13 protein-coding genes and 2 riboswitches are annotated in these 13355 nt (G+C 62.9%); of the genes, 12 read left to right on the forward strand and 1 reads right to left on the reverse strand.

The annotated features are described in order from the left end of the window. Positions 1-64: 64 nt before the first annotated feature. Positions 65-310: riboswitch (cobalamin riboswitch) on the reverse strand. Between the two features lie 91 nt (positions 311-401). From fdhD to ACYU81_RS16865, 12 genes are all read left to right on the forward strand, one after another. Continuing rightward, positions 402-1184 (forward strand): formate dehydrogenase accessory sulfurtransferase FdhD, encoded by a 783-nt coding sequence (gene fdhD / locus ACYU81_RS16810; protein WP_460988823.1) that lies wholly within the window; start codon positions 402-404, stop codon positions 1182-1184. A gap of 47 nt (positions 1185-1231) precedes the next feature. Further along, a riboswitch (cobalamin riboswitch) is annotated at positions 1232-1420 on the forward strand. Positions 1421-1580: 160 nt separating this feature from the next. Beyond that, positions 1581-1988, forward strand: coding sequence for a DUF1636 domain-containing protein (locus tag ACYU81_RS16815; protein ID WP_460988825.1), 408 nt, complete (start codon positions 1581-1583; stop codon positions 1986-1988). Next, positions 1985-3001 (forward strand): nicotinate-nucleotide--dimethylbenzimidazole phosphoribosyltransferase, encoded by a 1017-nt coding sequence (cobT, locus tag ACYU81_RS16820; RefSeq protein ID WP_460988827.1) that lies wholly within the window; start codon positions 1985-1987, stop codon positions 2999-3001. The genes ACYU81_RS16815 and cobT overlap by 4 nt, the downstream gene beginning before the upstream one ends. Further along, complete coding sequence (locus ACYU81_RS16825) at positions 2998-3564, forward strand: histidine phosphatase family protein (RefSeq protein WP_460988829.1); 567 nt, start codon at positions 2998-3000, stop codon at positions 3562-3564. Before cobT ends, ACYU81_RS16825 begins: the two co-directional genes overlap by 4 nt. Next, positions 3561-4271 carry an adenosylcobinamide-GDP ribazoletransferase gene (locus ACYU81_RS16830; RefSeq protein WP_460988831.1) on the forward strand — a complete coding sequence of 237 codons (711 nt, stop codon included), beginning with the start codon at positions 3561-3563 and terminating at the stop codon, positions 4269-4271. The genes ACYU81_RS16825 and ACYU81_RS16830 overlap by 4 nt, the downstream gene beginning before the upstream one ends. Further along, complete coding sequence (locus tag ACYU81_RS16835; RefSeq protein ID WP_460988832.1) at positions 4268-5245, forward strand: threonine-phosphate decarboxylase; 978 nt, start codon at positions 4268-4270, stop codon at positions 5243-5245. The genes ACYU81_RS16830 and ACYU81_RS16835 overlap by 4 nt, the downstream gene beginning before the upstream one ends. Continuing rightward, positions 5205-6170, forward strand: a complete 966-nt coding sequence (cbiB, locus tag ACYU81_RS16840) for an adenosylcobinamide-phosphate synthase CbiB (protein WP_460988835.1) — start codon at positions 5205-5207, stop codon at positions 6168-6170. Before ACYU81_RS16835 ends, cbiB begins: the two co-directional genes overlap by 41 nt. Further along, positions 6167-6697: a bifunctional adenosylcobinamide kinase/adenosylcobinamide-phosphate guanylyltransferase gene (gene cobU, locus ACYU81_RS16845; RefSeq protein ID WP_460988837.1), complete on the forward strand. Its 531-nt coding sequence runs from the start codon at positions 6167-6169 to the stop codon at positions 6695-6697. The genes cbiB and cobU overlap by 4 nt, the downstream gene beginning before the upstream one ends. Positions 6698-6979: 282 nt before the next feature. Beyond that, a complete protein-coding gene (locus ACYU81_RS16850) occupies positions 6980-7270 on the forward strand; it encodes an NAD(P) transhydrogenase subunit alpha part 2 (RefSeq protein ID WP_196227069.1) in 291 nt (96 codons plus the stop codon). Between the two features lie 3 nt (positions 7271-7273). Then, positions 7274-8668 (forward strand): NAD(P)(+) transhydrogenase (Re/Si-specific) subunit beta, encoded by a 1395-nt coding sequence (locus ACYU81_RS16855; protein WP_460988839.1) that lies wholly within the window; start codon positions 7274-7276, stop codon positions 8666-8668. Positions 8669-9000: 332 nt separating this feature from the next. After that, positions 9001-10071: an enoyl-CoA hydratase/isomerase family protein gene (locus ACYU81_RS16860; RefSeq protein ID WP_460988841.1), complete on the forward strand. Its 1071-nt coding sequence runs from the start codon at positions 9001-9003 to the stop codon at positions 10069-10071. Beyond that, positions 10061-10840, forward strand: coding sequence for an enoyl-CoA hydratase-related protein (locus ACYU81_RS16865; RefSeq protein WP_449468859.1), 780 nt, complete (start codon positions 10061-10063; stop codon positions 10838-10840). Before ACYU81_RS16860 ends, ACYU81_RS16865 begins: the two co-directional genes overlap by 11 nt. Before the next feature lie 97 nt (positions 10841-10937). Here the strand turns inward: ACYU81_RS16865 and ACYU81_RS16870 are convergent, their stop codons facing one another. Continuing rightward, a complete protein-coding gene (locus ACYU81_RS16870) occupies positions 10938-13256 on the reverse strand; it encodes a TonB-dependent receptor (RefSeq protein WP_460988843.1) in 2319 nt (772 codons plus the stop codon). Between the last annotated feature and the right edge of the window lie 99 nt (positions 13257-13355).

A 13355-nucleotide genomic window follows, 5' to 3' on the forward strand; every position in this document is an offset into this window, starting at 1 on the left:
GCGGTCCCGCCGCACGCGTCGCTCAGACGGAATACCGTGCCCCGGCCATCCCCTGGGCCAAAGCAAGAGCGACCAGACGCCGACAGGTCTCCTGGCTTGCGGGTCATCGCTCGACACATGGCCTTCCCAGGCCTCGCATGATTTAGCGTCCGGCCCAGTGGCTGACCCTCCGACAAGTGACGGAAGGTCGATATGCGTCTCGCTCACCGCTTACAGTTGCAGGGACAGCCGCGGATTTGGGCGCCTCGTTAGCACCCCGCACCGCATTCCCTTTAAAGCCCTTTCGGGCACCGGCGCGATCGTGGCCGTGCATAGATGGCTTAGCCACCAAAGGGAAGCGGCAGTTGCATGGCCGCGTCCATTTGCTTGCCGGAGGTACATTGCCCGCCTAGACCGGCCCTATGTCTTCGCCCTCCTCCTTCACCCGCATCACCCCCGATGGCGAAGCATCGCCCGTGACGCGCGAGTTGGCGGAGGAAGTGCCCGTCGCGATCGAGTTCAACGGCGTTGGCTATGCCGTGTTGATGGCGACGCCCGCCGACGTTGCGGAACTGGTGCAGGGGTTCGCGCTGGCCGAGCGGCTGGTCATCCCATCCGACGCGCCGATCGACGTCGATGTCCATGCTACGGAGCAGGGCCTTGTCGCGCGGGCCACGCTGCCGGAAGACCGCGTCGAGGGGCTGCTCGGCCGGGTCCGTCATCGCGTCTCCGATTCCTCTTGTGGTCTGTGCGGCGTGGAAAATCTGGAACAGGCGATGCGGCCCTTGCCTGCCGTGACAGCCCGATCAAACGCGAGCTGGGAAGCGATCTTCGGCGCCTTGCGCGATCTTGCCGCGCACCAGCCGCTCAATCGGCAAACTGGCGCGGTTCATGTCGCTGCGCTGGCCGGAGCGGATGGCGCGATCCGCCTCGCCTATGAAGATGTGGGCCGCCACAATGCCTTCGACAAGCTGATCGGGGCAATGCGGCATCGGCAGCTATCCTGGGATGGCGGCTTCGCGCTGCTGTCCTCCCGCTGTTCCTTTGAGCTGGTGGAAAAGGCGGCGCTCGCCAATTGCCCGCTGCTCGTCACCATCTCCGCCCCGACCCGTCTGGCAGCCGAGCGCGCGGCCAGCGCGGGATTGCCGATCGTCGTGCTTGCCCGGCCCGATGCCGTGCTCGCGGCGGGCGACCTGCCCGACTGACGAAGCGCCGCTCCATCTACCGCTTGCGGACGCGCCGCCGCCTCTTTATCAGCAGCCCCGCGACAGGTTCCCCTCGGGGATCAAAAGGGAAGTCGGGTGTAATGCCCGCGCTGCCCCTGCAACTGTAAGCGGTGAGTGGACCGGCCACGCAGCCATTGGAGGAACTTTCCTCCGAGAAGGCGGCCGGTGCGCAGCGACCCGTGAGCCAGGAGACCTGCCTGCCGCAGTCGTTCTTCGACCGGACAGGGTGTGCCGGACGAACGGGGTTCCCCTCGCGGACGACAGCCACCGCCTTGCTCGCCATCCGGCCGGGCAGGGCCGTTTGCGGTTCGATTTTGCGAGGAGGGCCATGATGACGGTCTTTCATGTTTACATGGTTATGGAAGCGCGCCGCTGATGCTGTGCGCTGTCGAAAACAAGGCATCGGTGGTGGTCTGTTCGACATGCCGCCTGTCCGCCGATCAGCGGGAGGATGGGGCAGGGCGGCGCGGCGGCGCACTGTTGGTTGAGGCCATGCGCGATCTTCAGGCGGCCGAGCCTGCTTATGATGCGGTTGCCGTGCAGGACATGCCCTGCCTCTTCGCCTGTCAGCGTCATTGCACCGTCCATGTGCGTGGCCCCGGCAAGGTCGGCTACGTGCTGGGCGACTTCAACCCGGATGCCGACGCCGCCCGCGCCATCCTCGACTATGCCCTGCGCCACGCGGCCAGCGAAGAAGGCGTCGTGCGCTACGCCGAATGGCCGCAGGGAGTGAAGGGCCATTTCATCGTCCGCACCCCGCCCGAAGGCTTTGTTTGCACATGATCGGCTTTCAGGATCGCGGTGGCTTCCAATCCGCGCTCGCCAACCTCCCTCAGCCTGATGCGGCGGCGATCGAAGCGGCAGCGGCGCGGCAGGCATCTTTGACGAAGCCCGCCGGATCGCTCGGCCGCCTGGAGGAGGTCGCCCTCTTCATGGCAGGCTGGCAAGGTCGCGAACGTCCACGCACCGACCGCATCCGCGCCGCCGTCTTCGCGGGCAATCATGGCGTCGCCGCGCGCGGTGTCAGCGCCTTCCCGCCCTCCGTCACCGCGCAGATGGTCGCGAACTTCCAAGCAGGTGGCGCGGCGATCAACGCGCTTGCGGGCGCCTGCGGAGCCGAGCTGGTCATTGTCCCGCTCGCCCTCGACAATCCCACCGCCGACATATGCGAAGCCTCCGCGATGACGGAAGCGGAGTGCCTCGACGCCCTGAACGCGGGCGCCGCCGCCGTCGTGCAAGATTGCGACCTGTTCTTCGCAGGTGAAATGGGCATCGCCAACACCACTTCTGCCGCCGCACTGTGCCTTGAATCCTTTGATGGCGAGGCGCAGGACTGGACGGGGAGGGGCACCGGCATCGACGCAGCCGCCCTCACTCGCAAGACGCAGGCCGTCCAGATCGCGCATACGCTGCACGGTCCCCATTGCACCGACGCCTTCGAAACCCTCCGCCGTCTCGGCGGGCGAGAGATCGCGGCGATGGCAGGCGCCATCCTCGCCGCGCGCATGATGCGCGTGCCGGTGCTGCTCGACGGCTTTATCTGCGGCGCGGCCATCGCCCCTCTGGCGCACGACAATCCCGCCATCACCGCCCACTGCCTCGCCGCCCACTGCTCCGCCGAAGCAGGCCATGCCCGGCTGCTCGAAAAGCTCGGCCTGAACCCCTTGCTTCACCTCGACATGCGCCTCGGCGAAGGCAGCGGCGCAGCCGTCGCGGCGCAACTCATCCGCTCGGCCCTCGCCGCGCACGACCAGATGGCAACCTTCGCCGAAGCCGCCGTGGCTAACGCGCTATGAGCCCGCTCACGCTCCACCTGATGCGCCACGCAGCGCCACAAACGCCCGGCCTCCTGCTCGGTCACATGGATATGCCCCCCGACCCGGCCGCCATGCAGCTATGCATCGAACGATCCCGCGCGCTCGTATTCGACCGCCTGATCAGCTCCGACCTGACACGCGCCCGCGCTCCCGCCGCCCTGATCGCGACCAACAGGCAAGTGCCGCACGACGTCGACGCGCGCTGGCGGGAACTGCACTTCGGCACGTGGGAGGGCGCCGATCCCGCAACTCTCCCTGCTGAGGAAATTGGTCGTTTCTGGTCATCCCCAGACGACCATCCTCCGCCGGGAGGGGAAAGCTGGTCCGGCCTTTGCCTGCGCGTAAAGGCGGCACTTGGCGAAATCGACCGGTCCTCGCTGGTCCTCACCCATGCCGGTGCGATACGGGGGGCGCTGACTACGCTGTATGGCTTCACGTACCAGCAGGCCTGGGCAATCGACCTTCCCTATGGCGCCTTGCTCAGCCTGCGCCTCTGGCCGGGAGACAATCCCAGCGCGCAGATCACCGGGCTTGTAACATGATCCGTCTCATCCTCGCCCTGCAACTCATGACCCGCCTGCCGCTCCCGCAAGTGCGCGCGGAGGAGGAGGACTTTGCCGCTGCGATCCGCTGGTTTCCCGCGACCGGCATCATCGTCGGCCTCGCCGTCGCCGCTGCCATGACAATCGGCGTCCTCGCCGATCCCTGGATGGCCGCCTTGCTCGGCCTGATCGCCTGGGTCGCCATCACCGGGGCGCTTCATCTCGACGGTCTTGGCGACATCGCTGACGGGGTAGGGGCAGCCCATGGCGACCCGGCAAAGCTGTCCGCCGTTCTTGCCGACCCGCATATCGGGAGCTTCGGCGTCGTCACCATCGTCCTGCAACTGCTGGCGAAGCTCGTCCTGCTGCGCCTCTGCGCGGAGCATGTCGCGCCGATCGCCCTCATCGCCGTGCCCTTCGTCGCGCGGATCGGCCCCCTGGCATGGACCCTCTGGCTCCCGCCGCTCCATGAGGGCCTGGCCAGCCGCTTCCGCGAAAGCATCAGTCAGTTGCATTTGCTCGGCTGGACGATGCTGGCCGTGGCTCTCTGCCTGATCATTCCCGCCCTCCTGTCCGCCGCTATTTTCGTTCCCCTCTGGGCATGGTGGCTGCGCAGCCGGATCGGCGGCATTTCGGGCGATGGCCATGGCGCGGGGATCGAACTCATCGAAAGCGGCCTGCTAGCCGCGCTGGTGCTGGCACGATGAGTGACATCTTCCATTGGCATGGCGGTCGTCTGGCGGCGGCGCGTCAGCATTATGCAGCCGAGGATCGGCCTTGGATCGATCTTTCCACCGGCATAAACCCGATCGGCTGGCCCGGCACCGCCACGATCACCCCGGACTGGCAATCCCTCCCCGATCCCGCAGCGCTTGCCGATCTCGAACAGGCCGCCGCCACATATTTCGGCGTGTCCCCCGATCACATCTGCGCACTGCCGGGCACCGAAACCGGCCTGCGCCTGCTTGGCCACCTGATCGATACGCCCGCCTGCCATATCCTGCCGTGCTACCGCACCCATGCGCAGGCTTTCCCAAACTCGCGCCCGTTGCAGCAACCCGAAGACGCGCCACCCGGCACCGCGCTCCTGCTCGCCAATCCCAACAATCCCGATGGCCGCCTCTATACGCAGGCGCAGATGCAACGGCTTCTGGCCCAACAGGAAAGGGAAGGCGGCTGGCTGATCGTCGATGAAGCCTTCGCCGACTGCCTGCCCGGTGCCAGCATGGCGGCCGAAGTTGGGGATCACCGCCGCCTGCTCATCTTCCGTTCCTTCGGCAAATTCTTCGGCCTTGCGGGTGTGCGATTGGGCTTCCTCCTCGGCCCATCCCCCATCATCGCCGCCTGCCGCAGGCTGCTGGGAGACTGGCCTTTATCCGCAGCCGCGATCGACTTTGGCCGCGCCGCCTATCGCGACCAGCGCTGGATTGACGAGACGATCGCGAACCTGACGACCCGCGCCGCCAGCCTAAACGCGCTACTTATCCGCCACGGCTTCATCCCGCGCGGCGATTGCCCGCTATTCCGCCTGATCGACACGCCGAACGCCGCCGCCCTGTTCGACCGCCTTGCGCGCCACGCCATTCTCACCCGTCCGTTCGAGGACCGGCCGAACTGGCTCCGCTTCGGTCTGCCCGCCGATGATGCCGCCATGTCCCGGCTGGACGAAGCGCTTGGTTGAGCTGGCCGCGCTGATCATCGATGCGGCACTAGGCTGGCCAGCCCGGTTGCACGCCCGTATCGGCCACCCGGTCGGAGCCTTCGCCGGGATCATCACCGCTTGCGCGCGCCGTTTGAACCAGCGCCACTTCGGCACAGCGCGCCGCCGTTTCGGCGGTATCGTCACGCTGCTACTCCTCCTCACGACCACCATCGCAGCGGGCTGGGCCGCAGAATTCATCATCCGCCACTTGCTCGGCTCCTGGGCCTGGGCAGGGCTTGCGCTTGCCGCTTGGCCAGCGCTTGCGCAGCGCAGTCTGTACGACCATGTCCTGCCCGTCGTTCAGGCTCTAGAAGCAGGCAATCTCTTCGCTGCCCGCCGCGCGGTCAGCCAGATCGTCGGACGCGATACCGCCACCCTTGATGAGGCAGGCGTCGCCCGCGCCGCCATAGAAAGCCTTGCTGAAAGCTTTTGCGATGGCGTCGTCGCGCCGCTCTTCTGGCTGCTCGTCGGCGGCCTGCCCGGAATCTGGGCCTATAAGGCGGTCAACACCGCCGACAGCCTGATCGGCCACCGGGAGGAGCCGTTCGCGGCTTTCGGCTGGGCCGCCGCTCGCTTCGATGACCTGCTGAACCTGATTCCCGCGCGGCTGTCCGGCTTCCTGATCTGCGTCGCGGGCATGGGCGGCTGGCGCATCCTCTGGCGCGACCATGGCCGTCATGCATCGCCCAATGCGGGCTGGCCCGAAGCGGCGATGGCGGGGGCGCTAGACATCCGGCTTGCCGGGCCGGTCGCCTATGAAGGCCAATATCATGCCAAGCCATGGATCGGCGGGGAAGGGGGCGAAGCCACGCCCGCCGACGCCCACGCCGCGTTGGCGCTCTACGTCCGGGCCTGTGCCCTGCTCTGGCTCGCGACGGCGCTGATCGGAGGGATCGGGCGATGACCGCTTTCCAGAAGCTGCTCGTGCTAGGCGGCGCCCGTTCGGGCAAGAGCCGCCATGCCGAAGCGCAGTGCGAAGCCCTGCCCGGCGTCATGACCTACATCGCCACGGCTGAGGCGTATGACGCTGAAATGCACGAACGGATTGCCACGCATCGCGCCCGCCGCAACGCGCGCTGGCGAACGATCGAAGCCCCAATCGAACTGCCCGCCGCGATCCGGAATGCCCACGCGCACACGCCATCCGGCCCGATCCTTGTCGATTGCCTTACCCTGTGGCTGTCCAACCTGCTGCTGGCTGGCGAAGACATCGCCCGGTGGAGCGAAGAACTGATCGTTGCCATTACCAGCTGCACCCTTCCCATCGTGCTGGTCGCCAATGAGGTCGGCCTCTCCATCGTCCCGGAAAATGCACTTGCCCGCCGTTTCAGAGACGAAGCGGGCCTGCTTAGTCAGCATGTGGCGGCCGCTTGCGACAGTGTGGTATTTGTCGCTGCTGGCCTGCCCCTGACACTCAAGCAAGGCGGATAAATAGGGACTCGGCCGCAATCCATTTTGAAAATCGCTGATGCCAGAAGCCCTGATTGCCGTAGAGGCCGAATAAATTCGTTGCGCGAATCGACCGCGTGATAAATGGCTCTGATCGGCTTGCCTGTGATCTGGTCGATCAATATGGCACGCTCAATAATGCCTAGAGGGATTTTATAGGAGCCAGCGATCATGGCAGGGGCAATATGCTCCGAACCCGTGCGAAATTGGAAGATCGCCAGGGTTTCTTGATAGGATCGCGGTTTCTGGACAGGGGATAAGTCAGTGAACGCTTTCAATGCAGATTATCTGTTCGTCTTCATATTGGCGGCTTTTCTTGGTTTTCAGCTGATCAAGAAGGTATCGCCGCTTTTGCACTCGCCGTTGATGTCGCTGACCAATGCGATTGCGGCGGTTGTGATTGTGGGGGCGATCACGATTACAGGTGAGGCAGGCGCGACGCCTCTGGCGAAGACGCTGGGCTTCATCGCGGTGTTCTGCGCGACCGTGAACCTGGTCAGCGGTTTCATGATCACCGATCGCATGCTCAAGATGTTCAAGCCGCGGGGGAAGTAACAGATGGACGCCTTCGTACCTTTCGCGGCGATTGTCGCGTCTGCCCTGTTCATCCTGTCGCTGATGTGGATGAGCCATCCCTCGACCGCCCGTCGCGGCGTGCGCGCGGGCGAGATCGGCATGGTCATCGCCATCATCGGCGCGCTCGTCCAGCATGAGGTGGTGGACTATAACCTGATCATCATCGCAATGATCGCGGGCGCGGCGGCGGGCATCCCGATGGCGCTGCTGATGCCGATGACGGCGATCCCGCAGCGAACCGCCATCTCCCACGCCTTCGGCGCGCTGGCGGTCGGCCTGATCGGTGCCGCTGAATATTACAAGCACGCCCATGCGGAATATGCGGGCGGCTTCATCCTGTGGGCGCTGATGTTCGAGATGCTGCTGGGTTTCCTGACCTGCACGGCCTCGATCATCGCCTTTGCCAAGCTGCAGGAACTGATGGGCAGCCGCCCGGTGTCCTTCCCCGGTCAGCGCATCGTCAATGGCGCGGTGGCGCTGGGGACGGTGGCGATCGGCGTGACGCTGGCGCTTGATCCGACGCAGACCTGGCTGTTCCCGCTGTTCGCAGGTCTGGCGCTGCTGTTCGGCATATTGCTGGTCATCCCGATCGGCGGCGCGGACATGCCGACCGTGATCGCGCTCTTGAACAGCTATGCGGGTCTTGCAGCATCCGCCATGGGCTTTGCGCTGGGCAACAAGCTGCTGATCGTGGCGGGCGCGCTCGATGGCGCATCGGGCTTCATCCTGGCGCTGGTGATGTGCAAGGCGATGAACCGCAGCTTTGCCAATGTCATGTTCGGCGGCTTTGGCAAGGTGGTCGCGGGCGTTGCGGGCGGCAAGGATGACCGGGTGGTGCGCTCCGCCTCGGCCGAGGAAGCCGCGATGCAGCTGGAAAACGCCAGCAGCGTGGTCATCATCCCCGGCTATGGCATGGCGGTCGCGCAGGCGCAGCACAAGGTCAGCGAACTGTACCAGGCGCTCACGAAGAAGGGCGTGGACGTCAAGTTCGCGATCCACCCGGTGGCGGGCCGCATGCCCGGTCACATGAACGTGCTGCTGGCCGAAGCCAACGTTCCCTATGAACAGCTGGTCGACCTGGACGACATCAACCCTGAACTGCCGCAGGCGGACGTTGCGGTGATCATCGGCGCGAACGACACGGTGAACCCGTCGGCGCGCGACGATCCCAATAGCGCGATCGCGGGCATGCCGATCATCGAGGCGGACAGGGCCAAGTCGGTGTTCGTGATCAAACGCTCGATGAACGCGGGCTTCGCCGGGATCGACAATCCGATCTACTATAACAGCAACACCCAGATGCTGTTCGGCGACGCCAAGGATATGGTCGGCTCCATCGCCAAGGAACTGAGCGGGGGCGGCTCGGGCCTCCACTGAACCCCGACTCAACCGCACAAGATAAAGCCCGCTGTCCCCAAGCAGCGGGCTTTTTTCATAGGGGTTCGCCCGCAGCTTGTAGGAGAAGCATTGCGCTAGCGGCTGCTCAGTCGAGCGATGCGTCGTCTATGAACATGTAAATTACTGCAAAAATGCAGACCCAATTTGCGAATATGAGATGTTGATTGCACAATCGCGCCCGCGCATGGACAGCACAGCTCCATGGCGATTGGCGCGACTGCTGTGCTTTTTGGAATATCGGTGCTCGGAAACACAGCCAGATCACGCGCGGGATCATCATCGGAGAAGCTCCGCGAGTGCAGGGAAAAGATATGACTGATCAGCTGATCCTCTCGGTCGAAAATGGCGTGGGCCGCATCCGGCTGAACCGTCCCAAGGCTATCCACGCGCTGACCCCGGAGATGTGCGAGGCAATCAATCAGGCGCTGCTGGATTGGCGCGACGATCCGACGGTGCTCATGGTCATGATCGACCATGCCGAAGGGCGCGGATTCTGTGCCGGAGGTGACATCGCGCTTATCGCCAATAGCGCAAAGACGGACTGCGCAGCGGCCGAGCATTTCTTCCGCGTCGAATATCGAATGAACCACCTGTTGTTCGTCTACGACAAACCTATTGTGGCCTTCATCGATGGGATTGTGATGGGCGGCGGCGTCGGTCTCTCACTGCCTTGCCGATATCGGGTCGCGACGGAGCGTACGACCTTTGCCATGCCTGAAACAGGAATTGGCCTTTTCCCCGATGTGGGTGGAGGCTGGTTTCTGCCTCGGCTGCCGGGGCGGATCGGTACATGGCTTGCCGCGACTGGAGCACGTCTGGATGGCGCGGATTGCGTCGCGATCGGGATTGCGACCCATTATGTCGGATCTGACAGGCTGGATGCGCTCAAGGTCGAAATCCTTACGTATCCCTCCGATGTTGCGACCATCCTCGATCAGGCAAATGAACTTGCTCCGGAGTCCCGGTTGATGGCGCAGCGGGACGGGATTGATCGCCTTTTCGTGAGCGATGCCTTGGAGGATATCCTTGCTGCCCTCCAGGCGGACGGGTCGGAATGGGCGGACAAGCAGCTCGCGGTGCTTGCTACCAAATCGCCGCAAGCGGTCAAGGTCGCCCTGCGCCAACTGGTGGAAGGCGCTGGCTTCACCGACTTTGCGGACAATATGCGGAACGAATATCGCCTGGCCTGCCACATCATTCGCCGTCCCGATTTCGTTGAGGGCGTGCGCGCGGTGATCTTTGACAAGGATAACGCTCCGAAATGGTCCCCGGCGACGCCCGAGGAGGTCGATGACAGGTTGATAGATAGTCTCTTCGCGCCTCTGCCGCAGGACAAGGAATGGACCCCTCTGCCTCAAACGGAAATCTCTCATGACCTTTGAAACCATTATCGTCGAACAGCATGACGCCGTCACACTAATCACGCTCAACCGGCCGCAAGCGCTCAATGCACTCAACAGCCAGGTGCTTAAGGATCTGACCTCTGCATTCGCCGCCTATGACGCCGATCCGGCACAACGGTGCGCGGTGCTGACCGGAAGCGGTGAGAAGGCTTTTGCCGCAGGCGCCGACATCAAGGAGATGGTCGAGAAGCAGGCGGCAGACTTCTTCCTGGAGGATTTCTTTTCTGGCTGGCAAACTGGCGTGGTGGCGACACGCAAGCCGTGGATCGCAGCGGTGCAGGGCTTTGCGCTAGGCGGCGGTTGCGAATTGGCGATGATGGCGGACTTCATCATCGCAGGCGACACGGCAAAATTCGGCCAGCCCGAAATCAAGTTGGGCGTCGCGCCTGGCATGGGCGGTTCCCAGCGCCTGACCCGCGCCGTGGGCAAGGCGAAGGCGATGGAGATGTGCTTGACCGGCCGCATGATGGATGCCGCCGAAGCGGAACGTTCCGGATTGGTAAGCCGCATCGTGCCTGCCGCGCAATTGTTGGAAGAGGCGCTCAAAACCGCCGCCGCAATCGCCTCAATGCCGCCAATGGCAGCAATGGTGAACAAGGAGATGGTGAACATCGCCTTTGAAACGGGGCTGGCTCAAGGCATCCTGACCGAGCGGCGTCTTTTCCAGATCCTCACCGCTACCGAGGACAGGGCAGAAGGCATGAGCGCATTTGTGGAGAAGCGCGCAGGGGCGTGGCGCGGGCGCTGATCAGGCGATCAGTCGCTGGCTTGCTTGTTGGAGAACTCCCTGGCTCGTGCCAGTCGCAACTTGGTGCGACAGGCACGAGCTTTCGGACAGAACCGCTTTAGAACCGCGCGGACAGGGAGACGCCCCACGTCCGGCCCGTGATCGGGTTCGCGAACTCTACCAAGGAACCGGGACTCTCGCCCGACGTAATGCCATCGTAAGTGGTATTGTCGGTGACGTTCTTCACGAAGCCCGAAACTTCCAACTTGGTGGCATCACTGACCGGCAGTTCGTAACGGATGCCTACATCCATTCGGGCAACAGGCGGGATCGATCCTCGCGGATCGTTCAACGCGTCCGTTTCATATCGTGAAGTATAGTATAGAGCAGCGTTCAGGCCGAATTTTCCGGTTCCGGCGTCGATTGTATAGTCGGAAACGAGGCCAGCGGTCCATTTGGGCGTGCGGCGTAGGCGGAGTACCGACAGGTCAGCGTCCCCCTGCCCTAGGTTGCCCCTGAACTCTGAATATTTGGCGTGCAGATAGCCGCCTGTCGCCAGGATCGTCCAGTTCCGAGTGGGCACGAGGGTCAACTCTGCCTCTACCCCCGTATATTTCGCCTTCGCGACATTTAAGGTGCTGGACAAGAGACGCGATCCATCAACCTGGAGAACATTCTCTTGCTTGTTGTCGAGAATATTATGGAATGCCGCGATGTTGAAGCGGACACGATGATCGAAGAGCTCACTTTTGAAACCGATTTCAAATGCGTCCATCACTTCGGGATCATAGGGCTGAACAGCTGTTACAATATTGCCAGTGCGGCCGCTGAAGCCTCCCGTATTATAGCCTCGGCTGTAGCTCGCATAGGCTAGGATGTCGGGATTGAACTTATACTGGACGTTGACCTTTGGCGTGAACTTCTGAAAGCTTACCCCAGCAGAGACGTCGCCCACCAGCGGTCCCAGAACGCTCATGTCCCGCACCGTTCCTGGCACGGCCGAATAGAGGATATAATGCGTTTTCTTGCGGTCCCAGGTCTGGCGCCCACCGACAGTCAGGCGAAGTTGGTCCGTCAGGTCATAATCGGCCTGAAAGAATAGCGCGGTCGACCGGTTATGTTGGTTCGTGACATAGGCATCCACCGAATTGAGGTAGGCAAAGCCTGGCGGCAGCCAATCGGGCAATCCCGTGGCGATGGGAGGCAAGGCGGCAAGGTCCACCGACAAGTTGGTTTTCTGGGTATATTCATAGTTCATGTAGAAGAAGCCGCCGACGAGATTGAAGGGGCCATTGAAAGACGTTTCGAACCTTAGTTCCTCGGAAAATTGATGTGCCTTCAAATTGCTCTCATTGCGCGCCAGGGCGAAGCGTGTGGAGTCATAGTCTCCGAGCGTATATTCCTTGAACTCGCGCAGGCCGGTAAGGCTGACGAGCCGCACATCATCCGTTGCCTGATATGAAATTTCGCCGGTCAAGGCATTAAGCCGCAGGGAACCGGGGAATGGCCTCGATTCGACAACATTCTTGTCTTTGGTGAGAGGCGTGCAGATCGAAGCCGTATAGGGATTGAGGCAAGGCGAGTTGGCGCCGCCGAAATAACCCGGCACCTTGTAGGTGATCAGATTTGGCGTCAGCAACTGGGAGTAGGGCGGCAAGTCGCTGTCATTTTCTACCCGGTCCAGCGCGAGATACAGGTTGAGCTTGTCCGTTGGCGTAGCGACGAAGGCCAATCCGAACGTGCGGACGTCGCGGTCTCCATTGCGCCCGCCTGTGACGATATTTCTGAACTGGCCGTTGTTTTTCCGTACCGTGATCGAGCCCTTGACCGCCAACAGGTCATTGACGATCGGCGCCATTATGACGCCTTCATAATCATTTTCGCCAAAGCTGCCGATGGTGAAGCGCACCTTGCCGGTTGCGTCGGCTGCCGGGTCGGGCCGAGAGCGGATGACGTTGATGGTGCCACCCGTCGTGTTCTTGCCATTCAAGACACCCTGCGGGCCGCGAAGCACTTCGATCCGCTCAATATCATAGGCGTCCATGAGCGATCCGCGCTGGAAGGCGATCGGGATGCCGTCAACGGTAAAGCCGATGCTGGATTCGAGGCTGGGCAGCACGTCCTGAATGGACATGCCGCGCAAGCTAAGCTGGGGAACGTCCACGGACGCGCCGGACCGGTTGATCGTCAACCCCGGCACCAGTCCGCGCAGTCCGGTCAGGTTATCCAGACGCGCATGCTCCAATGTTTCGCTATTGAAAGCGGAAACAGCAACAGGCACCGATTGCAGTGGCTCGGCACGTTTTTGCGCCGTGACGATAATATCTTGCAGCATTCCCGCGCCTGAAGGCTGGTCCTCCGACTGCGGGGTTTGCGCATGGGCCATGGCCGGAAACAGCGGCGCAGAGGCCAATAGCGCCCACTTCCTGACAGACATATTCAATTCCCCTCCAATGCATTTTCCGACATATTCTTCAGGCCTCATCCGAGCCTTTCGGAAATGCTCTCCCAACGCGCCATTTGATGATAGTAGCAT

Source organism: Sphingobium sp. TomTYG75 (assembly GCF_054771635.1).